At 69.3% G+C, this 23,775-nt stretch carries 16 protein-coding genes and 7 pseudogenes; 15 read left to right on the top strand and 8 right to left on the bottom strand.

Going from position 1 to position 23,775, the window contains the following annotated elements; all coding sequences use genetic code 11:
• Window positions 1-47 precede the first annotated feature (47 nt).
• Window positions 48-1,103 (bottom strand): MBL fold metallo-hydrolase, encoded by a 1,056-nt coding sequence (locus OHS71_RS40245; RefSeq protein ID WP_328484241.1) that lies wholly within the window; start codon window positions 1,101-1,103, stop codon window positions 48-50.
• Window positions 1,104-1,649: 546 nt separating this feature from the next.
• Between OHS71_RS40245 and OHS71_RS40240 the strand changes: the two genes are divergently transcribed.
• A complete protein-coding gene (locus OHS71_RS40240) occupies window positions 1,650-4,436 on the top strand; it encodes a helix-turn-helix transcriptional regulator (RefSeq protein ID WP_328484240.1) in 2,787 nt (928 codons plus the stop codon).
• A 582-nt stretch (window positions 4,437-5,018) separates the two neighbouring features.
• Here the strand turns inward: OHS71_RS40240 and OHS71_RS40235 are convergent.
• Window positions 5,019-5,261, bottom strand: a pseudogene (locus OHS71_RS40235) (HNH endonuclease); the annotation flags it as partial.
• A 104-nt stretch (window positions 5,262-5,365) separates the two neighbouring features.
• Between OHS71_RS40235 and OHS71_RS40230 the strand changes: the two are divergent.
• A pseudogene (locus tag OHS71_RS40230) lies at window positions 5,366-5,530 on the top strand (ATP-binding protein); the annotation flags it as partial.
• Window positions 5,531-5,556: 26 nt separating this feature from the next.
• Here the strand turns inward: OHS71_RS40230 and OHS71_RS40225 are convergent.
• Window positions 5,557-6,549, bottom strand: a complete 993-nt coding sequence (locus OHS71_RS40225; protein WP_328484239.1) for a 3-oxoacyl-ACP synthase III family protein — start codon at window positions 6,547-6,549, stop codon at window positions 5,557-5,559.
• Window positions 6,546-7,409, bottom strand: coding sequence for an SDR family oxidoreductase (locus tag OHS71_RS40220; protein WP_328484238.1), 864 nt, complete (start codon window positions 7,407-7,409; stop codon window positions 6,546-6,548). The genes OHS71_RS40225 and OHS71_RS40220 overlap by 4 nt, the downstream gene beginning before the upstream one ends.
• An 83-nt stretch (window positions 7,410-7,492) precedes the next feature.
• On the opposite strand from OHS71_RS40220, the gene OHS71_RS40215 reads away from it, so the two are divergent.
• Both OHS71_RS40215 and OHS71_RS40210 read left to right on the top strand, forming a co-directional pair.
• Complete coding sequence (locus tag OHS71_RS40215) at window positions 7,493-8,173, top strand: hypothetical protein (RefSeq protein ID WP_328484237.1); 681 nt, start codon at window positions 7,493-7,495, stop codon at window positions 8,171-8,173.
• Between the two features lie 79 nt (window positions 8,174-8,252).
• A complete protein-coding gene (locus OHS71_RS40210; RefSeq protein ID WP_057603766.1) occupies window positions 8,253-8,654 on the top strand; it encodes a hypothetical protein in 402 nt (133 codons plus the stop codon).
• Window positions 8,655-8,703: 49 nt separating this feature from the next.
• Here OHS71_RS40210 and OHS71_RS40205 read toward each other — a convergent pair.
• Window positions 8,704-8,844, bottom strand: a pseudogene (locus OHS71_RS40205) (transposase family protein); the annotation flags it as partial.
• A gap of 868 nt (window positions 8,845-9,712) precedes the next feature.
• Between OHS71_RS40205 and OHS71_RS40200 the strand changes: the two are divergent.
• Window positions 9,713-10,600: an SDR family NAD(P)-dependent oxidoreductase gene (locus OHS71_RS40200; protein WP_328484236.1), complete on the top strand. Its 888-nt coding sequence runs from the start codon at window positions 9,713-9,715 to the stop codon at window positions 10,598-10,600.
• Between the two features lie 263 nt (window positions 10,601-10,863).
• A complete protein-coding gene (locus tag OHS71_RS40195; RefSeq protein WP_328484235.1) occupies window positions 10,864-11,445 on the top strand; it encodes a TetR/AcrR family transcriptional regulator in 582 nt (193 codons plus the stop codon).
• Between the two features lie 401 nt (window positions 11,446-11,846).
• On the opposite strand, the pseudogene OHS71_RS40185 reads toward OHS71_RS40195, so the two are convergent.
• A pseudogene (locus OHS71_RS40185) lies at window positions 11,847-12,713 on the bottom strand (MATE family efflux transporter); the annotation flags it as partial.
• On the opposite strand from OHS71_RS40185, the pseudogene OHS71_RS40180 reads away from it, so the two are divergent.
• Window positions 12,697-13,595: pseudogene (locus tag OHS71_RS40180) on the top strand (IS5 family transposase). The pseudogenes OHS71_RS40185 and OHS71_RS40180 sit on opposite strands and share 17 nt — an antisense overlap.
• A 12-nt stretch (window positions 13,596-13,607) precedes the next feature.
• Here the strand turns inward: OHS71_RS40180 and OHS71_RS40175 are convergent.
• On the bottom strand, window positions 13,608-13,958 hold the full coding sequence (locus OHS71_RS40175; RefSeq protein ID WP_328482797.1) for a hypothetical protein: 351 nt from the start codon (window positions 13,956-13,958) through the stop codon (window positions 13,608-13,610).
• Window positions 13,959-14,029: 71 nt separating this feature from the next.
• A pseudogene (locus OHS71_RS40170) lies at window positions 14,030-14,569 on the bottom strand (MATE family efflux transporter); the annotation flags it as partial.
• Between the two features lie 110 nt (window positions 14,570-14,679).
• Here OHS71_RS40170 and OHS71_RS40165 point away from each other — a divergent pair.
• From OHS71_RS40165 to OHS71_RS40130, 8 genes and pseudogenes are all read left to right on the top strand, one after another.
• The gene (locus tag OHS71_RS40165) at window positions 14,680-15,204 is read left to right on the top strand and encodes a PadR family transcriptional regulator (RefSeq protein ID WP_328484234.1); all 525 of its coding nucleotides are present in this window, start codon (window positions 14,680-14,682) and stop codon (window positions 15,202-15,204) included.
• 168 nt (window positions 15,205-15,372) lie between these two features.
• A pseudogene (locus tag OHS71_RS40160) lies at window positions 15,373-15,579 on the top strand (response regulator transcription factor); the annotation flags it as partial.
• A 357-nt stretch (window positions 15,580-15,936) separates the two neighbouring features.
• On the top strand, window positions 15,937-18,696 hold the full coding sequence (locus OHS71_RS40155) for an ATP-binding protein (RefSeq protein ID WP_328484233.1): 2,760 nt from the start codon (window positions 15,937-15,939) through the stop codon (window positions 18,694-18,696).
• 204 nt (window positions 18,697-18,900) lie between these two features.
• Window positions 18,901-19,767 (top strand): response regulator transcription factor, encoded by an 867-nt coding sequence (locus tag OHS71_RS40150; RefSeq protein WP_328484232.1) that lies wholly within the window; start codon window positions 18,901-18,903, stop codon window positions 19,765-19,767.
• On the top strand, window positions 19,742-20,164 hold the full coding sequence (locus OHS71_RS40145) for a hypothetical protein (protein WP_328484231.1): 423 nt from the start codon (window positions 19,742-19,744) through the stop codon (window positions 20,162-20,164). The genes OHS71_RS40150 and OHS71_RS40145 overlap by 26 nt, the downstream gene beginning before the upstream one ends.
• A gap of 19 nt (window positions 20,165-20,183) precedes the next feature.
• A complete protein-coding gene (locus OHS71_RS40140) occupies window positions 20,184-21,386 on the top strand; it encodes a heparin lyase I family protein (protein ID WP_328484230.1) in 1,203 nt (400 codons plus the stop codon).
• Window positions 21,387-22,260: 874 nt separating this feature from the next.
• Window positions 22,261-23,211 carry an expansin EXLX1 family cellulose-binding protein gene (locus OHS71_RS40135; RefSeq protein WP_328484229.1) on the top strand — a complete coding sequence of 317 codons (951 nt, stop codon included), beginning with the start codon at window positions 22,261-22,263 and terminating at the stop codon, window positions 23,209-23,211.
• 30 nt (window positions 23,212-23,241) lie between these two features.
• Entirely contained in the window at window positions 23,242-23,769 is a 528-nt protein-coding gene (locus tag OHS71_RS40130) for a LysR substrate-binding domain-containing protein (protein WP_328484805.1), read from the top strand.
• Window positions 23,770-23,775: the final 6 nt, after the last annotated feature.

Below are 23,775 nucleotides of genomic sequence, written 5' to 3'. Positions count from 1 at the left end.
TGGCATGGGGCGGGCGCTTGCGGGACCGGGCCGCCCTTTCCACCGGGTCAGCTGCGGCTGAAACCCGCCCAGTCCTTGATCTTGAAGTTGCTGCCGCTGCGCTCCACCTCGGCAGCGCCATGGCCGGGAAGGTGCGCGGGCAGGATGAGGGCCTTGTGGTCGGCGGCCCACTCCAGTTCGCGGCGCCGGGTCGCGAGTGCCTGCTTCTCGTCTTCCTCGAAGCAACTGTTGAACTCGGGGTGTTCGAGCTGCAGCGGTGTGTGGAGCAGGTCGCCGATGAATACCGCTCTGTCGCGTCCCGACTCCAGCCGGATCACGGACGAGCCGGGAGTGTGCCCGGCGGCGAGGTTCAACTTCAGGCTGGAGTCGAGGGTGTACGAGCCCTCCCACAGCTTCGCCAATCCCGCCTCGTGCACCGGAAGCACGCTGTCCTCCCAGACGTTCTGGTTCCCCTGCCAGTACTTCGGCCGCACAGGGCCCTCAGGGTTCCAGAAGTCAAATTCGATCTTCGGGATCAGGTAGGTGGCGTTGGGGAAGGTGGGCACCCAGTCACGGTCCTCACGTCGGGTGTTCCAGCCGACGTGGTCGTTGTGCAGGTGCGTGTTGACGACGACGTCGACGTCCTGCGGCCTGACTCCCGCGCGGGACAGACGGCGCAGGAAGTCCGTGTCCATGTACTGCCACTGCTTGGCGTACGGACGGAACTTGTCGTTGCCGGCGCCGGTATCGATCAGGATCGTCCTGCCCTCGCTGCGCAGGACCCAGGTCTGCAGGGCGGAGTTGACCATGTCGGTGCTCGGCTTCCAGAAGTCCGGGCTCAGCCAGTCCTTGTTCTCCTCCCACAGTTCCTTCGGACTGTCCGGGAAGAACTGTCGTGACGTCAGGCCGACCGGTCCGCTGAACTCCACGACGCGTGTGACGGTGACCTTGCCCAGCTGGATCGTCTCGACGCGTGTCCGGCTCTCTGACTTGGGAAGGGCCGCGGCGGAGGCGTTGGCCGACTGAGCCAACGGGCTGCCCAGCAGCCCGGCCGCGCCGATGCCCGCCGTGGCTCCGACAAAGCCGCGCCGACTCAGGGAACGTGAAGGATTTACGCTGTCCATTTCTGCACTCCAATGGAATCAATCATCACGTCCTGCAACGCCTGCGATCAGGTAAGGCCAGGACCGTGATAGGCCGCTTCTGGATGGCCGCGGCCGGATACCCACCATCGTGCGCATTGCAAGCGCCGACCGGTATCAGTCACTCGACTGAGAGGTACGCCGTTGAAGTCGCGGCGAAGTCGGCCGCCTACTGGCGCTCATATTCCTGCGGGCAGGACCGTGTTACGGCAATCACAGAATGATCCGACGCTCGGTCACTTGGATGGTCGCGCGAAGAGACCTGTCCCGCCCGTCCCCACCCGATGCCGCCGAGTCGGTGTCCTTCACTGCCGCGGTCGGCCTCGGCCAGGCCGCCGGCCGGCCATGTGGCACGGGAACGAGACGGGCACGGTAGCGAACAGGCATCGGACGGCTGGAATATCCTGGGCTGAGCATACGTTTAATACGGGTCCAAACCCGCAGTTCAGGAACGGCGCTCTGCCCTCCATAGGTGAGACCGAGGTACTCCACGCTACTATCTGGGTAATCTCAATTCCTGGAGCATCCGTGGGAAATGGTGGCAGAGCTCAAGGGAACCAGGGCTCAACACGCGATCTTGAATTGCCGACGACGGGCCGGGAAACCGAGACCGCGGAAATCATGCGGCGGGTCGCCGCTGGCCGGTCCCGCAGCGAGGTGCTGATCCTCACGGGCGAGCCCGGTGCCGGCAAGAGCGTGCTGCTCGACTTCGCGGCCGACCGCGCGCGGAGTGAGGGCGGACGGGTGCTGCGAGCGGTCGGCAGCGAGTCCGAGGCGCACCTTGGATTCGCCGGCCTTCATCAGATGCTCCGCACGGTGCACGGCGGGCTGGACAGCCTGCCGCCGCGGCAGCGCTCCGCGCTCCGGACCGTCCTGGGGCTGGACGAATGCACCGAGGCCCCCGATGGCATGCTCGTCGGCCTGGCCGTTCTCACCTTGCTGTCGGACCTGGCCGAACCGGCGCCGCTGCTTGTGGTGGTCGATGACGCCCAGTGGATCGACCGCGCATCGCTGGACGTTCTCTCCTTCGTGGCCCGGCGCATGGACAGCGAACCCGTCACGCTGCTGGTGGGTGTGCGCGCCGCGGCTACGCTGCCCGGCTTCGACAAGGGATACCAGCGCCTGGAGATCGGTCCCCTGAGTAGCGAGGCGGCGAACCGGCTGCTCGACCAGCAACCGACGCCACCCACCGGTCGAACCCGCGTACGAATCCTTCAGCAGGCAGCCGGAAATCCGTTGGCCCTGGTCGAACTCGCCCGCGCCACCGCCACCCGGCAGTCCGACGGCAGCAGCGTGGAGGGCCCGCTGCCCGTCACCGACCGATTGGAGCGGATCTTCGCGGAACACGCGGAGTTCCTGCCGGAGGCAACCCGCCGCCCTCTGCTGCTTCTCGCGGCCGCTGATGCCACGGACGCGCCGACGGCCTCTCGGGGCCTGCCTGAGACTGACGACAGGGCGTGGGCACCCGCGGAGCGGGCCGGTCTCGTACGCCAGGACGGCCCTCAGATCTCCTTCCGCCACCCGCTCATCCGCTCGGCCATCTACCATGCCGCGTCCTTCGAGGAACGCAGGCAAGCACATCTCGCCCTCGCGGAGCTGCTGAGCGAGGAACCCGACCGCCGCGCCTGGCACCTCGCCGCCGCGACCATGCGTCCCGACGAAGACGTGTCGGCCGCCCTTCAGCAGACGGCCGACCGGGCCCGGCGCCGGGGCGGCTACGCGGCCGCTGCCGCTGCTCTGCAGCGCGCCGCGGAACTGAGCCCGCGCCGCGAGAACCAGGCGAGACTGCTGAGCGAAGCCGCGACCATGGCCGTTTTCACCGGTCAGCTCGGCTGGGTGGAACACCTGGCTGCCGAGGTCCGGGGGCGCAGTGACGACCCGGCCCTGATCGGCAGGGCCTTGCTGGCCACCGGGCAGCTCATGACCCTGCGCCCGAACCATGCGGCGGCCTTCGCTCTGCTGACCCATATCGCCGAGGAGGCGGCAGCCGCCCACTCGCCCCGCGTGCTGGACGCGCTCGCCGCGGCGGCGGTGGTCCGCTACTACTCGGGCGAGGAGTCCCAGCAACAGCGGATCGAGGACCTGCTGCCCGCCATACAGGACTCCAGCGTCGGGGGCGCCCTGCGCGCCTGGGTGCTGGCCGTCTCCGACCCCAACGGCGCGGGAGCCTCTCTCGCCCCTGCGCTTCCTGGGCTGATCGCCGAGGCCAAGGACGACGCTGGCAGTCTGACCGCGCTCGCCATCGTGGCCTGGCTCCTGGACCGGACCGCCCTCGCCGCCCGGACCTTCGACGCGGCGTTCGGCCGGTGGCAGGCCCGGGGTTCGCTGCCGGAGGGCCTGGGATGTGCCGCCGGCTGGGCCTACCTGGAGCAGGGCCGGTGGGCCGAGGCCCGCTCGGTGGCCGCCGAGATCGCGGGCGTGGCGTCGACGGCTGGACTGGACCACGCCGAGGCGTGTGCGCGCTCTCTCGACGCGACGGTTCTCGCGCTGCTTGGCGAGTCGGCCGACGCGCGTCGGATGGCCGAGCAGGCGCTGGCCCTCGTCGACCCGCTGGAAAGCCGCTCCGTCGCGGTCTTCGCGCATCGGGCCCTGGGCCTGGCGGCGGTGGCCGAGGGCGACTACGACACCGCGTATGCGCGATTCCGCTCCGCTTTCACCGACGGCGGCCATCCGGTGCACTACCACGTCTCCTACATGGTCCTCGCCGAACTCGCCGCGGCGGCCGTCCGCCGGGGGCGACAGCAGGAGGCCGCCGAACTGCTGGAACGGTCGGCGCTGCGCTTGGGTGGAGGCATGTCGGCACGGATCACCGCACTGCTCGACCGAGGGCGCGCCTTGCTCGCCGAACCGGAGCACGCGGAACCGTACTTCCAGGCGGCACTGGCTGACGAAACGGGCGAGCAGTGGCCGTTCGAGCGGGCTCAGACACGGCTCGACTACGGTGAGTGGCTCAGGAGGCAGCGTCGTATCGCCGAGGCCCGCCCACTGCTGACCACGGCACTCGACACCTTCCAACGGCTCGGCGCGCAGCCATGGATCGAGCGGGCGAAGGCCGAACTGCGCGCTGCGGGCATCGAGGCCGCCGACAGCGTGGTGCCCAGTGCCTTCACTGAACTCAGTCCCCAGCAGCAGCAGATCGTCCAGCTCGCCGCTCGCGGCCTGACGAACCGTGAGATCGGAGAGAGACTCTTTCTCTCGCCGCGCACGGTCGGCTCCCACCTGTACCGGGTCTTCCCCAAACTGGGCATCACCGCCCGGTCACAGCTCCGCGACGTGGTCGAAGGCACCCTGTCCGGCTTGGGCGCCCAGATCTGAGACGGCGTCCGCTGCTCCACGCGTACCGGCCCGCAGGCTGTCCGGCATGCCAGCGAACCCACCGAAGCCTTCCACCGCCTTGGCGACCGCCCATACGCCCCCGGCCTGCACCAACTGGGCCTGGCCAGGACCGCCGGAGAAACCTTCCCGCCCAGACTCCGGCGACCTCCTCCGCCGGCGCCGCCTCATCCAGCCCGTCCAGAGCTGCCACCGCCTCGGCGGTCATCGCCGCCGCCCGCGCCAACGCCTCCTGGGCCGGACCGTCGACATCGATGTTCTTGAGCACGGTGCGGTAGTTCCCGATCAGAGCCTCCACGATCTCCCGCTCGGCGAGCCGGATCGCCTCCAGCTCCTCCTTGGCCTTCTTGATCTTCATGGCAATCCGCTTGCAGAACATCGTCGCCGGATCGTCCCGCACCCGCATCCGCGCCTTGTGGGCCAGACAGGCCAGCATCGTGTGCGGTTGTTTCTAGCGGCACGGCTGAACAGCAGCCCGGCTTCCAGGACGCCTCCGCACCCGGACAGTTGGCGGAGGCTCTCGCCCCGAGCACTCCGCAGGTTCTGATAGCCGGACTTACCGATAATGTCCAGTCCGGAGGCTGACGTCACCCACACCTGGTCGTAGTACGACCACCAGCTCCCACCCGTCAGACGGCAGTTGGCTCCGACCGAAGGAGGTTCGACGGCCTCGGAGATCAGTACCTCGGCACGCGTGTTACAGCCGTCGGACGGGTTGGCGCCGGCGTTCCAGTGACGGAAGGCGTCCCGGTCGTAGCCGTCCCGGGACTCCGTGTCACCATCGCGCTTCGCCGCATATCCTGCCAGCTTGCCTTGGCCAGCCCGCCGAGGTTGGCGCCTCCAAACTGACCACCCGGGTTCTCCGCCGAGATCACACGACGGTGATCCAGACCCGCATGAGTGAGACGCCGGCCTTCCCGAGGCAGAAGTCGCTGCGGGAGTTCGATTGCGACGCCAATCCCAACCTTGATGCCGCTGTCGTCCACACCCTTGGCACCTGCGGGTGAGTGAAGAAGGAACAGTCCCTCTGCCTGACCGGCGACTCCGGCACCGGCAAGTCCCACCTGCTGCGCGCTGGGCGCCAAGGCTGTGCGCCAGGTGCCTACCAGCTGATCAGCATCACGCCGCCGCTGGCGCCGCTGGCCATGCCGAACAGGACCACCTGTGTGCCCCGGCGTAGCCGGCCTTGGTCGGCGGCGTGGGCGAGTTGGAGGGGGAGGGTGGCTGCGCCCATGTTGCCGGTGCGGTGGAAGGTGGGCACGACCGTCTCGGGCTGGATGCCGAGGCGTTCGCAGAAGGTGCGGACGAAGGGGACGGACGGCTGGTGGAGACAGACCAGGCCGAGTTCGTTCGGGTCGGTGTGGTGTTCCTTCAGCCACTGTGCGGCGCGGGTGTCGATGCCGAGGAAGGAGGCGAGGAGCCGTTCGGAGTCGATGTGGAGTCCCTGCGGGCTGCCTGGGGTGTGGTGGGAGTTGAAGAGGGTGGCAGCCGGCCAGCCCGCGGAGTTCGCCATGAACGTGTGAGCGATGATGCCCGGGCGGGAGGAGGCTTCGACGAGCAGGGCAGCACCCATGTCCCCGCCGGTCAGGGAAGCCAGCCCGGTCCGCAGGGTGGTGGGAGTCAGGCTCCAACGGCTCAGGCGGCTGAGGGTTTCCCCGCACGCGATCAGGATCCGCCGGTAGCGGGCGGCACGGATGAAAGCGTCCGCGACCTCCAGGGCGTTCAGGACGCTGTTACAGGCGTTGGAGATGTCGAAGACCGGACAGGACAGCCCGGTCTGGGCGGCGACGATGTGGGCGTTGGCGGGTTCCTGGACATCGGCGCTGACGGCGGCGAACAGCAGCAGGTCGACTTGGCCCGGTTCGAGGTCCGCCTGAGCCAGGACACGGCTGACAGCATAGGAGGCGAGGTCGGAGGGCAACTCGCCCTCCGCGGCGACGACGCGCTCTTCCAGCCCATAGAGCCTGGACAGCAAGCCGGTCGGAACCCGTACACCGGGACTGTGCTCGCGCAGTTGGTCCTCGATAGCTGGCGCGCCTTGGCGGCCTTCAGGCAGGTGGACCGCGACCTGGGTGATGCGGCTGTAGAGGCTCATGCCGACTCCTTCACCACGTCGGCACGCGCCGGGGCTTTGTGGGGCAGGCCGCTGACCGTGTGTTTCACCCAGTCCGACAGCCACAGCGGTGACAGGGTGTGAAGCGGCACCAGGAGACGGGCGTCGAAGCCGACCATGTAACGGGCCCTGGGCCGGGGGGAGGTCAGCGCCTTCTCGATGGTCCGGGCGACCGGCTCCGGACCGGGGACACGTGCGTTGACAGCCCCGAACAGGGCCCGCGAACGGTCGTATCCCGCCGCCCCGCCGCAATCGGCCGCGACGAGATCATCGACCGCCCGGTCCAGCATCGCGGTGGCGAAGGCTCCGGGCTCCACCAAAGACACCCGGACACCGGCATGCGCCATCTCCACGCGCAGGCAGTGGGTGAGCGCGCTCAACGCGTGCTTGCTCGCGCTGTACCAGCCGCCCAGCGGCCAGGGCACCCGCCCCAGACCCGACGACACGTTCACGATGCGGCCTTCACCACGCCGACGCATCTGCGGAAGAGCGAGGCGACAGATCCGCATCGCCCCCAGAAGGTTCACCTCCAGCAGATATCGCGCCTGTTCATCACGCACGTCCTCGAGCGACCCGGCCTGCGGTACCCCGGCGTTGTTCACCACCGCCCACACGCCGCCACCCGTCATCCGGGCGACCTCTGCCATCGCCTCGACGCAGGAAGACGGATCAGCGAGGTTCACCACCACAGTGCGCAGCGACCGCCCGCGCGCCCCGGCGGCAGCGATGAGGTCGTCCGCCTTCTCCTGGCTGCGCGCTGTAGCGATCACATCAAAGCCAGCACCGGCCAAACGCAGCGCCGTCGCCTCACCGATGCCACCAGTTGCCCCCGTCACCAGCACGCTCCGCGGGACCGGCCACCCCACCGAAGAATCCGTCGCCACCCCTGCCCCACTCCCCTAAGCGAATCCACCAGGCGCGCCTGGTGCGCACCCACACGGTGAGCAACGACCCAGAAGAAGCCCGGTTGTGGCCCCTTGCGGTGCCGCTTCCGCTGAACGCCTACGGCACCGGAACAGCTCGCCCGGTCGCAGCAACAAATGCCGTGCCGGGCTCGGCTCTGGGATGCGGGGCGGTCGGGTCATCGGGTTCGCAGGGTGGCGTGCAGCGGTGTGGCCGGCTGGAGCTGCACTCCGGCTGTGGGTGTCGGGTCGCCTTCGATGTCGAGGTGGAGGCGCTGGGCAAGTGTGGTGAGGACGAGTGTTCTCTACCAGCGCGAACCGTGCGCCGAGGCAACGCCGACCGGCGCAGCAGTCGCATGCAAGCACTGGCCGCCCTGGGGCGTGCTGCGGGCACCGATGGTGCCGCCGGCGTGGCGCCGGAGCCGGGCGAGGCCGTCGACGTGGCCGGTGTGCAGCGCCAGTCCGCGCCGCATGCCGACCAGGATCTCCAGCGCGGCGCCGGGATCGCAGTACTCCGTCAGGCGAAAAGGCTGATCGAGAGGGTGCGCCGCATCCTGCCCTCCGATCCGAGCGGGGCTTGCCAGCGTCTGCTTACGCCACCGAAGGGGCGACGGGCTGACGCCTCCTCGTTGCGGCTGCGGTCGTATGGGGCCGCCGGCACGTTGGTCGACGGCGCCACCCGTGACACTCACAACTCCGTTTGAGCACAGGTTTCCTGATGCCCCATCGGGTCACTCGCGGGTAGCGGCCGGAACAGTTCCGGCCGGGACGGGAGATCTGATCATGAACCGGATACTGCGGCGGTCGGCCGCAATCCTGACCAGCGCCACGGCGATGGCGGCACTGCCCTGTGTGACCGCAGCCGCCGCCCCCGCGCAGGCCCAGCCCTGTGTGCAAAAAGTCGCCGTCGTCAACAACGCGGGCTTCGTCCTGTCCTGGACCGCCTCGGCCCGCACCGGCGAACAGTCGGCCTCCACCGGCGACTACCCGATCAACCAGACCAGGATCATCGACCTGTCCACCACCGCCTTACCCGAGGGAACCGACATCCGCCCCTACGTCGAGGCGGTCGGCGGGACCAACGAGTACGGCAGCTCCTACGTGTCCTACTGCGACAACGGCCAGACGGCCACCTACACCGTCACGGGGACCACCTTCGACTACTCGGTCGCCCTGCTGACCTGACAAGCCATATCCGTGGCGGCGTTCGCCGGCGCAGCAGACGGCAAGGACCGGCGAGCCCAGCCCGCCTCGGGAACCCGGCAGCGAGCTGGGCGAGGGTGTCGTGCCGCCGCAGGTACACCAGGCCGACCAGGGCAGGCTGGTGCGGTGGGAGCTTGCAGCGGCGGTCACCCTCACGGGTGCCGATGAGCATGGTGACCCACTCGACCAGGGCATGAGGCTACGGTCCCGCCCTTGCCGCGGCCAGTATCAAGGCGCTGGTCCGTCTCTTCCAGAACCCGCCGCCGCGCAGTAGGTACGGCAAGCACGATCAGAACCGGGACGATGTTGCCGAACAGGCACGACTCCCGCCCAGCACGGCGCAGGCCCGGGAGGTGACGGCCGGCCATGGAGCGCTGGACGACGTCCGGCGCTCCATGGCGGTGCCTTCTCACCTGGGTCCGCGACACACCCGCCGCCCGCATATGGGCACACTCGGTCACGCCGGCTGAACGTCGTCCCATGAGGCGGAGTTCAGACTTTCTCCCGGAAGTCCACCACCCCATTCGAGGCGACAAGGCCGCACCGGCCCCGCCAGCACACACCCGTACCGGTGCCCTGCCCGCGGCAGCTGACGTGGACCTTGCTGGCCCCTGTTCCTGCGGAAGGTAACCGTGCCGGCCGCGCCAATGACCGACCTCCTCCAGCACGGACACGCTGCCGCTGTCTGGCGCCCCGTCCGCGATCCCAAGCGCCGGGTCGGCTTGATGGATCGGCTGGTGCCGCAGGCGGTGCGCAGCAGGCGACGGAATTCCCCAGGGGTGTGGTCACGAAATTCCCCCACTGTCCGCCGTGGGCGCTGACTTAAGGATGACCGCGTCTTCCCGCTTGCGGCCGACGCGGAGACCTCGGCAGCGGGCAGCGTCTTGCCCGGTGTGGGTGCGAGGGGCTTGCGGTCCCAGGGCGTTCCATGGCGGCCATGCTGACTCCAAGCGAACCGGATAGGTCATCCGAATGTGTGCTAGCGTCACCTCCAGTAATCGGATGACCTATCCGTTTTTTTGCATGGGGTGGAGGAGCGCATGAGGAAAGCTGTAGTCACCGCCGGGACGGCCGGAATCGGTTTGGAGACGGCGCTGGGGCTTGCCGTCGCAGGGTTCGCGGTCACCGTGGTTGGAAGGAGCGCCGACCGGGGTGCCCAGGCGGTGGACCGGATCAACGCCATGGGCCCGGCGCAGCCTGGTCGGTTCCTGGCCGCCGACCTCTTCTCGCTCGACCAGGTGCGTGCGCTGGCCGACCGGATCGCAGCCGAGCACCAGGCCTCAGGGGATCCGCTGGCGGTACTGGTCAACAATGTCGGGGCGATGTTCCCCAACCGGCGCGAGCTGGGCGGCCTCGAGGCGTCGTTTGTCGTCAACCACCTCTCGCCGTACCTGCTGACCGAACTGCTCCTGCCCACGCTGACGGCCGGTTCGCCGAGCAGGATCGTGAACGTGACCTCGGGTGCGGTTGGGGTCGCGAAGCAGGTGTTCGACGCCGTCGAGCCGCCCGGCGGCTACTACGGCTTCCACTGGTACGGCCGCGCCAAGCTCGCCAACCTCGCCTACACCCTCGACCTTGCCGCGCGGCTGGACGGCACGGGCGTATCGGTCTTCGCCGCCGACCCCGGAGGCGCCGCGACCGACATGACCAACGGAACCCTGACCGACCCGAAGATCGTCTCTCCCGCCCTGCGACTGCTGTGGCCGCTGGTGCGCCGCAAGTTCGAACGGTCCACGTCCGGCCCGGCGTCCGCGGCAGCCAGGCCGTCGATCGTCGCCGCCACCGACGAGGCGCTGATCGGCAAGACCGGACTCGTCATCGGTCCCCAAGCGCGTCCGGTCGCCCCGTTCCGCCCGGCCACCGACCGCCGCGTCGCCGAAGCAGTGCGCCGGCTCAGCGAAGCCCACGCTCCCGCCGCGGCCAGGTAGGCGCTACACCTGCGCCGGTGGACCTCGGCGCGCGCACCGCCGAGCTCGCCACCGGGCACCTGCCCTTCCTGGAGCAGCCCAAGGAGTGGCTGGAGATCATCACCGGCTTCCTCGGCCGACGGCAGGACCGGGGCTGAAAGACCTCGCGGGCGGGTGGGCCGCACGGCCCACCCGCCACAGCGCCGACCTCCCAGCCAGGAACGACTGCGTATGATCGAACGCTGGACACCCATGACGGGACACGCGACAGAGACTGGCCACACATGACGACCACACAGCTACGCAAGGACGCTGCCCGCAACTGGGACCGGATCGTCGCCATCGCCCGCGTCCTGGTCGACCAGGGCGTCACGCTGCAGCTCAACGATGTCGCCCGCCGTGCCGGACTCGGGGTCGGCACCGTCTACCGGCACTTCGCCACCCCTGAGGCGCTGCTGGAGACCGTGGCCACCCCCTGCCTGGAAGCCCTGGCCGCCCACGGCGAACAGGCACTGGCCGATACGGATCCCTGGCGCGCACTCGAAGGCTTCCTGACGCGGACCCTCGACGCGCAGATCACCGACGCCTCCCTGGCCCTGGTCACCGCCGCACCGACCGACGCCCTCCCACGCACCACGGAGCTCAGGCAGTCGCTGACAACGACCGGCACCGAACTCCTCAACCGGGCCCGCGAGGCCGCAGTGGTCCGTCCCGATCTGTCCGCTGCCGATCTCGTCCCGCTGATGTGCGGCATCGCCCATGCCGTCACCGTCCACGGCGGCACTCCTGCCGACCGGATCAACACAGCACACCGCTACCTCGCCGCACTGCTCGGCGGTCTGCGAGCCACCCCGTCGAGCACGTGACACGCCTCTCGCCACCGGGGTGATCCTCGGCGTCCAGCTCCGCCGCCTGGTACCTGCACCGCCACTCTGCCCGGCTCGGATGGCATCGCCCAGGGGAAGGCCGCAGTCGGCGTCCCCCGTCCGCGCTCATCGGGTGTGGCGCGCGGCCGGGGGGGGCGACTCCGACACCGGTGGCGCGCGGAGCGGAGCTCCCACGACGGGCCCAGCCACATCGCGGCAACTGCTGCTCCCCCGCAACCACGCCGGACGGGTGCGGTCTGCTCACGCTCGGACGGGGGCGATGCCGCAGAGCCGCCACATGCACTGCCGCGGCAGGTGCTGGATGCCGCCGTGGCGACCATTCGGGAGCTGGGTCAGGCCCAGCCGAACACCCTCATCCACGGCGACCTCCAGCTCCTTCATTAGGCAAGTCGTTTGTCGGGCGAAGGACTGTCGGATTCTGCGACGGAGATTTTCACACCACTGCTGTCGTGGTCAGTGGCTGTCGGTTGGTCCGTGCGCCGATACATCCTGGCGATGGCTGCGCACTGGAGTGCCATGGCCAGCGCCATGGCCGAGCAGATGCCCGGCAGGCCCAAACCCGACAGGCAGTACGCGAGCGCGATTTGGAGTGCCACACCCCACGTGGTGATCCTTGCGAGGGCCGGGCTGCCACCGCTGCCCTCGAACACCCCGCCCAGCGCGATGAAGCAAGCGAGAAGCACCAAGTACGGCCCCAGGCAACGCAGATAGAGTGTCCCCGCCTCGGCCACCTCTCCCTCGCTGCCGAAGGCCCGCATGATCCACGGCCCGGCGGCGAGCAGTGTCAGCAGAGCCGTGAACCCCAGCGATCCGGCGAGGAGCAACACCTGCCGTCCGATGGCCTGCCGCTCGTCGCGTCCGGCACCGAGCAGATGCGCGGTGCAGATGGCGGCAGCCTGGCGTACCGCGTAGAAGGCCATGGTCGCGACGTACATCGCCTTCGTCGCGATCCCGTACGCGGCGACCTCGCTGACGCCGATCCGGGCGACGATGGCGACGAGTGCGAGCGCCCCCGCCATTCGTACGACGAAGTCGGCCGACATGGGAAGTCCGGTCGCAGCGGTCCTGCGCGCATCGGCGCTGAGCGAGCCGGCCCGGTCCGGGGCCGCCTGGGTCGCCTGTCGCAGTACGCGGTTGCGGTGCAGCGCCGCAAAACCGCAAATGAGCGCGACCGTCCGGCCCAGCACTGTGGCGATTGCAGCTCCACGTACCCCGAGGTCGAACCCCAGGATGAACAAGGGATCTAGGGCGTTTCTTACCGATCATCGGATCGTTGGTCTGGCCGTGCCGTTGACTGACGCGCAGTGGGCGCGGATAGAGCCGTTGTTGCCGGACCGGACACCGAGGCGCGGCGGGCGGTGGCGCGATCACCGACAGGTGATCGACGCGATCGCCTGGAAGTTCCAGACTGGCTCACAATGGGTGCACCTCCCCGCGGAGTACGGCTCGTGGAAAGGCGTCTACACACGGTTGAGGAACTGGGCGATCGATGGCACCTGGGATCGCGTCTTCACTGCCCTGCTCGCCCAAGCCGATGCGGACGGCGAGCTGGACTGGGTCGTCGCGGTCGACTCCACGGTTGTGCGCGTGCACCAGAACGGCGCCGGGGCCCGTAAAAAGGGGCCCCGGCTGATGAGCCCGCCGACCACGCGATCGGACGGTCGCGTGGTGGACTGACCACGAAGATCCATCTCGCCGCTGACAGTCGCTGTCGCCCGCTGTGTTTCGTGCTCACGCCCGGCCAGGCCGGAGACGCGCCGGCGTTCGATCACGTGATGGCTGCCATCCGGATCCCACGTCGTATCGGTAGGCCCAGGACCAGGCCCTTCATGGTGCTGGCCGACAAGGCGTATTCGTCACGAGCTATTCGGGACCTTCTGCGAAGGCGCGGAGTACGGACTGTGATCCCGCAGCCTGCCGACCAGATCGCCAACCGCCAGCGCAAGGGTCGCAGCGGCGGGCGCCCGCCCGGATTCGACCGCGAAGCCTACAAGCAGCGCAACACCGTCGAGCGCTGCATCAATCGCCTCAAGCAGTGGCGCGGCCTGGCTACCCGCTACGAGAAAACCGCCACGGTCTACCGCGCCGGCCTCCTCCTTGCGGGCATCTTCCTCTGGTCCGCCCGCTGATCAACAGCCAGCTCAGGGGCGGAGACATTCGCTCTGCGGATCGAAGCAGACGAGGCCGTGCTCGCGCGCCAGTTCAGCGGCGTACTCGGACACTTCCTCGGCCCTGGCGTAAGACATGACCAAGTACACGATCGGGCCCGATGCCTCATCGATGACCGGTGTCGACGCCCACACGACGTTGTGGTCGACGTCATCTGGATACCGCGCGACGAGGGCATCCACGTACGCCACGATGCGCGGCGCCGGAGGCACAACGACATCGTCCGACTCCAGGTAGCGCTCGTAGAACCCGTCATACATCGAGCCCGCTTGGCGGTCGTCGACTGGACGGTCACCGTCCCATACAGCAAGGTCATAGCTCACAGACGCATCGTTGCAGGCGGCAGTTCTGCCAACGCGAGCAGGTCTGCACTCGGATCTCCGCTCATGATCCGTAAGAGAGCTCCTAGTCCGAGTATCAGACCGTTCGCGAGGATCGCGAGCTTCATCGGGGTGCGGGTGTCGCCCGCGCCTTTGAGGATGCCGTCCACGACGTTGGTGGCGAAGAACACCGCGATTCCTGGCAATGCGATCGAGAAATATCCAGTAGCGAGTGACGGCGAGTCGCTGCCGCTGCGGCCGAGTACGAGGTGGGCGAGGGGTTCGCGGCACAGGTATCCACCGATGGCGACCAGGGGTGTGACGAGTGCCCACAGGACCCATCCGCCGCGCACGGCGGAGCGTATCGCTGCCGGATCCCCCGCTCCTTCGGCTCGTGCGACGAGCACAGTCGTGCCCGAGCCGGCGACGAGGATGACGCCGAGCAGCAGGTTCTCGACATTGGTGGCGACAGCCACCGCGGCAACGGCGCTCCCGCCGAGCCGGGCCACCCAGACCATGTTGATGATCCCGGCTGTGACCCCCGCGAGAAGCTCGAAGTAGACCGGATACGCGAGCGAAACCAGTCTGCGCCGGTGTTCGGCTGCTGCCCCCATGACTGCACCCCTCTTTTCGCTGTACCTCTAATCGAGGTACAGCGAAAAGAGATAGCATGGCGGGACGGGACGGGCAAGCGCGCCGACAGGCACAGGAAGGAGCTCGGGACATGCTGGAGCTGTCGATTCTGGGTTTCCTCTTCGAAGAGTCTCTGCACGGATACGAGGTGAAAGCCCGCATCCAGGGCCTCAGTGGCCACATCCGCCCAGTAAGTGACGGAGCCCTCTATCCGGCTATCTCCCGGCTTGCGAAAGCGGGTCTGGTCAATCAGCACACCGAGCCTGGAAGCGGTGCGGCACCCCGCCGGATCCTGTCCCTCACCGAGGCGGGCCGCACCGAACTGCTGGCCCGACTGCGGCACCCCAAGGAGGCCGAAATCACCGATGGGCAGCGCTTCTTCACTCTGCTTGCCTTCCTGCACCATCTCCCGGACCGTGCCGAGCAGGCTGCGGTGCTGCGTCGGCGGCAGACCTTCCTCAACATCCCGGCGAGCTTCTTCTACCGCGATGGCGAGCCCGTGCGAGCCGAGGAAGCGCCCAGCCTCTTCCGGCAGGGCATGCTGCGCATCGCTCGAGCCACCGGCACTGAGGAAAAGAAGTGGCTGGCCGAGGCCATCGGCAGCCTGGAAGGTTGAACGCTGGCCGATGGGGCGCTACCCCGCCGACAGTCCGTTGTCACCGGCCCGCGGACTGCGCCGGGCGGCGGCCCGCGCCACCATGGGATGGGATATGCCCATCTTCAGCCGGGCATTCGTCCAGCTCATCTCGGGCCCGGAAGCCGGGTGACCTGCTGCGCCGCCGCGAGTTCCTCAGCCTCGCGGGCTCTGCTGCACAGCCATCCGGGTCCGGGCGCGCCCCAGGACGCGGACGTGGCGCGCGTGAACCTGCTCAGCGACCGCGAGCGTGACGTCCTCGTCCTGATCGCCGAAGGACTGTCCAACGCCGACATCGGCGCCCGCATCCATCTGAGCGCGGGCACCGTCAAGGACCACGTCAGCTCGATCCTGAGCTCGTGGGCAACAGCTCTGAATACACGACGCCGGAATCTGCGGGCCTGCACTTGTCGGCCGTCTCGTGCCACGGGAACCTCGGCCAGGACCTCCACACCGAAGCGGCCCTCTCCCTGCTGGGACCCGACATGGGGAACCCTGCCTCGCCTGCTTCGGAAAGCGGGCGCTTTCTCCGGGACTCGGCCGCTTTAGCTGAAATGACGTGTGCTTGTCCCCGGTTTTGATCTTCTCGTTCCGAGCCGCGTGTGGTTCGCCACCATGGTCGGACAGAACGGCAACGAGGAGACGGCGTGCGCCACGAAAAGACAGCGAAGGTTCCCGTTGCGCTGCACTCGGCCTCCTTCGGGATGGAGGCTTGTGTCTGAGGCGCCGTTCTTCGGCCGGGTGAGCGCACTGGAGCAGCTGGGCGATCGGTTGGCCAGAGCCGCCCGGAGCGAGCCCCAGATCGTCCTCGTCGACGGGCCCGCGGGCATCGGCAAGACCTCGCTGGTCCGGCGCTTCCTCGCCTCAGCGCATCCGGGCTGCCATGTCCTGCGCGCCAGCGGTGAGGAGATGGAGATGCACCTGCCGTACGGGGCGGTCGCCCAGCTGCTGGCCCATGCGCGCAAGGTGGTCGACGTCCCCGAGGAGGAACTCGAGCGCACCACACGCCCCGACGGTCCTGTGCCGGATCCGATCGCGGTGGGCTCCTGCCTGCTGGACACATTGGACCGGATCCAGGACCAAGCCACGGGCATCCTGGTGATCGACGACATCCACTGGGCCGACACCCCCTCCCTGCACGCGCTCACGTTCGTGCTGCGGCGTCTGCGGTTCGACCGGGTCCTGACGCTGCTGGTGACCCGCGACGCCACCGACCTCAGGCTGCCGCCGGGGCTGCGCCGGATCCTCCACGCCGACACGACGCTCGAAGTAGCGCTGACCGGCCTCGGCCTGCCGGAACTCACCGCCCTCAACGCCGCCGTGGGACCCTCTCCGCTTCCCCGCTGGGCCATCGCCCGCCTCAGAGAGCACACGGACGGCAATCCCTTGCACACCAGGGCGCTGCTCCAGCAGCTCCCCGCCGAGGTGCTCAGCGGGGGCAGCACGTCGCTTCCCGCACCGCGTGCCTACGAGCGGCTCATCGCCGAGCGGTTGGAGGCCTGCGCGCCCGATACCCGCCGGCTGGTCGGTGCGGTCAGCGTCCTGGGCATGTCCAGCCCGCTGCACCTGGCAGCACAGATCGGCACCGTGCCCGATCCCCTGGAGGCTCTGTCGGAGGCGATAGCGCGTGAGCTGCTGGAGGAGGGAGCGGTCGGCTCCGTACCGAGGGCTGTCTTCCCTCATCCGCTGCTGCGGGCCGCCGTCTACCGCGGTCTCGAACCGGCCGTACGCTCCCGCCTGCACGGCTTGGCCGCAGACGCCGTGCACGAGCCGGGCGTCACGCTGGGGCACCGCGTGCATGCCGCTGTCGGACCCGACGCGGAACTCGCGGACGACCTGGTCCGGTTCGCCGTCGGCCAGAGCGAGAAAGGGGCCTGGTCCACGGCTGCCTCCGCCTCCATCGCCGCCGCCCGCCTGTCCGCGACCCCCTCTTTCGGCGCGCAGCAAACGCTGCGGGCGGTCGAATACCTGCTGCTCGCCGGCGACGTCAGCCAGGCCGCCGAACTGGAGGGGAGCGTACGGGAGATGCCGCCCGGCGCCGAACAGCACTACGTGCTCGGCCATCAGGCCCTCACCGCCGGCCGGCTCGACGAGGCGCGCCGTGAACTGAGCGCGTGCTGGGAGAGCGGCGGGGCCGCAGTCGAAACGCTGCGCAGTGCCGCCGAGCAGATGGCCTGGCTGTGTCTCATCCAGGGCGATGCGCGAGGCATCGTCGCCTGGGCACGCCGCGGCCTCGGCCTGCCGCCCGGCACGCGGTCGTCGTTCCTGCGGGACTCCCTGGCGATCGGACTGGCGATCTCCGGCGACTACGGGGAGGGCATGGCGTCCCTCGCCCACCTGCCCGCCCGCGGTCCGCGCAACAGCCCGGAGCAGCTGGACGGCCTGCTCGCGCGCGGAATGCTGCACCTGTGGAACGGGCAGCTCGGTGATGCCCGGCGAGATCTGGAGGACGCCTTCACCTCTCACCGGCGCGGCGGACTGCCGTACGCGGCTCTCGTGGCGCTGGGCTTCCTCACCGATGCCGAATACCGCTCCGGCTGGTGGGACGAGGCGATCGCGCACGGCACGCAGGCTGTGTCGCTGGCCGAGGACACCGATCAGATCTCCATCCTTGCCGTGGTGCACGCCTTCGCCGCCTGTCCTCTCGCCGGCCGTGGCGACTTCCGCGCAGCCGAGGCCCACGCCACCGCGGCGGCGGAACACGCGCGCGTGCTGGGGGATGTCAATGACGCCGCGTTCGCGGCCACGGCGCTCGCCCTGGTGCACACGGCGCGGGGGCATCACGAAGGGACGGTCGCCGCGCTCAGCCCCTTTCTGGGGCAGGACATCATGCACCGGCACGGCATCGACGAAGTGGGGCTCGTCGGGTGGCGGCCCCTGCTCGTCGAGGCCCTGGTGCGCACCGGCCAGACCGACGCCGCGGAAGAGGTGCTGGTCCCCTACGAAGCCGGCGCCGCCGAACGCCGCCGCTGGCTCGACCAAGCGGCGGCCGCCCGTTGCCGCGGCGTCCTGGAGGGGGCCCGCGGTGATGTTCAGGCCGCCGAACGCGCCTTCCGGGCGGGGCTCGCCCACTGCCACCGTGGGGAGCCGTGCTGGGAGCAGGCGCTGTTGCGCCTGTCTTACGGAGCCTTCCTGCGCCGGGCGGGAAGGCGCAGCAGCGCGGTGGCGGAGCTCGAAGCCGCCTGGCGGACCTTCCATCGCCTCCGGGCGACCCCGTATCTGGAGCGGTGCGACGCCGAGCTGGCAGCCTGCGGCCGTGTGTCCGTCCGCCCGCAGGAGGCGGTCCACCCGGTGTTGACCGCCCAGGAGCTCACCGTGGCCCAGATGGCAGCCCGAGGGATGACCAATCGCCACATCGCGCGGGAGTTGGTGCTCAGCGTCAAGACGATCGAGTACCACCTCGGCAACACCTACGCCAAGCTCGGCATCTCCTCCCGCACCGACCTGCTCGGCAAGCTCGCCCGGGACACCTGATCACTCGCCGGATCAGGCGCAGCCCGATCAGGTGCAGCCCGATCTCGTGCTGCACCCCGTCCGTACCCACCCCTGCCCTGCGTCCCGACGGTGGCGTGGCCCCGGGCACCGACCCGGGGTCGCCCCCGAGTCCGTCCCTGGGGTGCCCGGCACCGCCCCGGCCGTAGCGTCGGCAGCGAGCCGAATGAGCCAAGGGGGCGGCCCATGATGAATCCCATCCGACTGGTCCTGGTCGATGACCACCAGGTGTTCCGCAAAGGTCTGCGCGACTGCGCTGAGGCCGTCGGTATGCAGGTGGTCGCAGAAGCGGGCAACAGCCATGAAGCGCTCGCCGTCATCGCAGGCGTTCAGCCCGACGTGGTGGTGCTCGAGCCGCAGACATCGGACGGCGGAGGCCTCAGCGGCGTCCGCGCCCTGGCGGACAGCCGGCCCCGGACGCCTGTACTGCTGGTCTCGGCGTGTGACGACGCGGCGCTGGTGAGCGAGGCCTTGTGTGTCGGCGCGAGCGGATACGCGTCGAAGCGGTGCTCCGCCGAGGCTCTGCTGGCCGCGATCACCGCAACCGCCCATGGCCTGGCTGTCCTTGACGAACGCGTCCAGCACCACGTGCGCACCGCCGTAGCCCACTCCGCCGCCCGTCTGCTGGCGGACACGGTTCCCTTCCCGTCACTGAGCAGGCGCGAACGCCAGGTCCTCGAACTGCTCGCCTGCGGCATGGAGCCCGCCCGCATCGCCCGCGAACTCACCCTGGAGCGCCACACCGTGCACAACTACGTGTCCTGTGTCGTACGCAAACTCGGGGTGGAGAACCGCGAGAAGGCAGCGGCTCTGGCGCGCGGTCACGGTCTCGGGCACAGCCCTCCCGGCCGGCCGGCCCAGGGTGCGGGACGATCCAGGAGCCGTTGGGCGGCGCTCCCGGGACAGGTAGGAGATCAGCATGAAAAGCCACGGCCCGAGGGGGCCGCCCCGACGGCGAACGCGGCTTCGGACGAGCCCCCCTGGCTTCGTGACATGGACCGCTTCACTGATCCGCGAAGGAGTCACCATGAACAGGCGATCGATCCGGCGTGATGCCACGGCCATGGCCCTGGCTGTTGCCCTTGCGGGTGTCCTGGGGGCCGGCATCGCCGGCCAGGCCCAGGCGTCGACACACCCCGCGGGGTCCGTCGCCGAGCAGGGCGCACGGCCCGGCATGCCCCTGCGGGCCGCAGTCACCGGACCGGCGGAGCTGCGCACCCACGGCAGCAGCGCGGACTTCCCCACCTGGTTCTTCGGCGGAACCCAGCTGTGCGTGAAGAACCAGGGCACGCAGTACGGCGAGGCACGCGTCCAGACCCGCCTGGGCGCGTCGCCCGAGTACATCCCCGTGCAGGCCGGCACGACACGGTGCATCAACCGCTGGTGGGGCGGGGTGCCGATCAATGTCAGGAACAACGCGTACTCGCCGTTGTCCGTCACCGCGCGCTGAGCAAGACGGGAGCTGAGACATGACACTCAAACGACACAGGGCGCGATCCGTACTGGTTGCCGTGGCGCTGCTGGCGGCCGGTGCCGTGGGGGCGTCAGCCCCCGCCGTGAGCGCGGACCCCGCAGGAGTGCAGCGCACGCTCGACTGGGAGAACCCTGCCGACCGCACCCTTCCCGCGGCGGCGCCCAGCGGCTTCGGCAAGCAGTGGGCCACCTCCTACGGCGCCACGACCACCACATCCCCGGTGCGTGACGGCTCCTACGCCGCGCGTTTCGAACTGCGCAAGAACGACCCGGTGGTGTCGAGCAGCAAACGGGCGGAGATCACCCAGCGCGACGATCAGCCCCTCAACGCCGAGCGCTGGTACGGCTTCAGCATCAACCTGCCGTCGTCCTGGAGTTACGACAGGTCAGCCGAGATCGTCAGTCAGTGGCACCAGTGCGACACTCAGTGCCCTTCCGGTTCCCCTCCCCTGGCCCTGCTCACGGACGAGGGCCGGTGGAAGATCGACTTCAAGGGCCAGATCACGGACCTCGGCCCGTACACCACCGGTGCCTGGGCCGACTGGGTCTTCCATGTCACATGGCGTACCGACAGCGCGGGCGTGCTCGAAGTCTGGCGCGACGGGGAGCAGGTCATGCGCAGTACCGGAGCCACACACAGCGGCGGTCCACGATCGCCGTACTTCAAGTTCGGCATCTACAAATGGGACTGGAACACCGGGGCGCCCTCCGACACGACCCAGCGTGTGATGCACTACGACGCACTGCGGCTGGGGGACGAGCGGGCCACCTACACGGACGTCAGCCCCGTACGTGCGTGCGGGAGGGCTATCTCACCGGCTGGCGCGACGGCGACAACCTACGAGCCGGTGAATCCGCCGGGGAACGCCGTCGACGGCAACCTCACCACGCGCTGGTCGGGGCAGGGTTCCGGAGCCTCACTGATCCTCGACCTCGGCGTCCGGCGCCAACTCTGCGGAGCCACGGTGGCCTGGCACCGCGGAGACCTCCGATGGAACGACTACACCGTCTACGTGTCCCAGGACGGCGTCACCTACAGCAAGGCGTGGGAGGGGCGCAGTTCGGGAACCACGACCGCGCCCGAGAAGACGCTGTTCACCAACGGGGCGTACGACGCCCGCTACGTCAAGATCACCTTCCGGGGCAACCCCGAGAACGACTGGGCGAGCATCACCGAGGCCGCAGTTCTGGGCCTGTGAAACGGAGGGCGGGGTGACGGAGGGCGGGGTGCCCGCCCAAGGCACCCCGCCCTCCTTCACGATGACTGGGCCCCGTCCATCCGCGCTCGTCGGCACCGTGGACCGAGGCTCAGTACCGCAGCCCAGCCTGCCTACATCGCATCTGGTCGTCCGTCTGCTGCGGTGGCCACCCTGGTCCAGGCTCAAGGCCCGCTTCCAGCCGGTCGAGCGGTCCTCCGAAGCGGCTCGCCAGTTCTACGGCGGTCGAGTGCCAAGCGCTCGGGGGACGCCCCAGGCCCGGGGAGTCGTGGAGCGCAGGATCGGCCCGCCTGCTGCGGTCGTCGACAGGGGCCACCGAGGTCCCGTCCGTCCGCGTGGCGGCTCAGTCCACCTCGCCGGGACCGGCCGGGTGGCAGGCTGCCGGGTCGGTGTCGTCGGCCTTGGCGTCCCGATGAGCTGTCGGGCTGGTTTCCCTCGTTGGAGCCGTACGCGGAGGCCTTGGAGATGCCCAGGGTGTGCTTGTCGTCCTCGGTGGCCGGCAACGGGGAGAGCTTCGCAGTAGCGGACGCGCTGCGTCTGGCTGCGGACGGCGTGCGCGGGGTGCTGCGCCTGGCCGCACCGAGGAGGGCGGCGCGGGAGCGCTTTGAGCACCATGACCAGGGGAAGGGAGCGGCGCGTAGGTTGTCCACCCCTGCGCGCCCATTGGTGGCTCCCCACCGGGCGACGACGTGCCGCTGAAGGACCACGGGCGTGGACACCCGGACCTCCGGTCGACCCCGCGGGGACTCCACCAGGTCCGCTCGGGCGGGGCGGCGGAAAATCGTCGGCAACCTTTTCGCCATGGGCGGCCACTGACCAGTGCACCAACGGCTCGATCCTGAACGGACAGGTAATCATGACAACGAGGCAGGTCGCGCGGCAGCGCCGACGCAGACGCAGACTCGTGCTGGGCGCCACGGTGGCGCTGACCGCCGCGGGCATTCTCGCCTACCTGGTCATGGCGTTGCTCCCCGGCCACAAGGTCGATGCGGGGCCGGCTGCGGCCACTCCCCTCGTCACCACCCAGCCCAAAGCCGCCGACACGGCGTCCCCGAGCGCGCCTCCCAGCCCATCATCAAGCCCGAGTGCGAGCGCCTCGGCCAGCCCGAAAGCCACAGCGACCCCCAAGGCGGGGAAGCCCTCGCCCAAGGGCACCCAGAAGTCCTCACGCACGTCCACCACGCCCCCGTCGGCAGGGCGGATCCGACCCAACACCTCGTACCAGGGCGTCGCCACCGCCTACGAGGCCGGTGTCGGGGACGGGGCCTGTCTGTTCGGTCCGAGCCCGGACATGATGATCGCGGCGATGAACACCACCGACTACGAGACCTCCAGGGCCTGCGGCGCGTACGTGCTCGTCCGCGCGGCCAACGGCAAGTCGATCACGGTGCGGATCACCAACGAATGTCCTCTGCCCTGTGCACCCGGGCAGATCGACCTCAGCCAGCAGGCGTTCGCCAAGCTCGCCGACCTCAAGGTCGGCCGGCTCCCCATCACCTGGAGCCTGGTGAGCCCCGCCTCCATCGGCACGATGTCCATCCGGTACAAGACCGGGTCAAGCGCCTACTGGTGCGGCATCCAGGTAATCGGTCACCGCAACCCGGTCGCACGGCTGGAGGTGAGCACCGGGGGCGGCTGGCGGTCGTTGCCCCGCACCGGCTTCAACTACTTCATCTCCGCCGACGGCAGCGGTTGCGGCAAAGCGATCAGAGTCACCGACATCTACGGGGAACAGCTGACCGTCAGCGGCCTCACAGTGCTGGCGAACGTCGTACAACCCACACGGGTCCAGTTCGCCCAGCACTGATCCGCCAGCCGTCCAAGCGACCAGCTCGGCCTGCTTCGGGACTACCAGGAGGCGTACCCCACGGTCGAGGTCACTCTCTTCGACTCCGGCGGTGGGGACGCCACCGCACAGCTCCTGACAGGTGAACTGGAGGTCGCCGTCGTCGCCCTGCACGAGCACCCATTGCCCCCCGGCATCGCCTACCGCCTGCTGCGCCTCGCACCGCTGGTGGCCGTTGTGGGCCGCCGTCACCGGCTGCACGGGATCGAGGGCACGGATCTGGGCAAGCCGACCCACGAACGCTTCCTCGAATGCGTGCCCGCCGATGCGGGTCTGCGCGCGCAGGTGGATGCGGCGTTCCACCGGGCCCGGTGCCGTACGAGCCCTGCTTCACGCAGGCGGAGCGCATCTTGGTACGCGCTGAGGGGCGCCCGCATGATGGCAGGCTCTATGCCCGCGACGCCGAACGAGTCGCCAGTGTCCATGCTCCGCTTCGGTGGATCCACCACTCCACGCGACCGAAGCGACCCCGACCGGCGCTTCACCAGTGCGTATCTGCGTGGGGTGTTGGGAGACTGATCGGAT

This window comes from Streptomyces sp. NBC_00377 (assembly GCF_036075115.1).
GTDB lineage: Bacteria > Actinomycetota > Actinomycetes > Streptomycetales > Streptomycetaceae > Streptomyces.
This window is presented reverse-complemented; position numbering and strand designations above follow the sequence as displayed.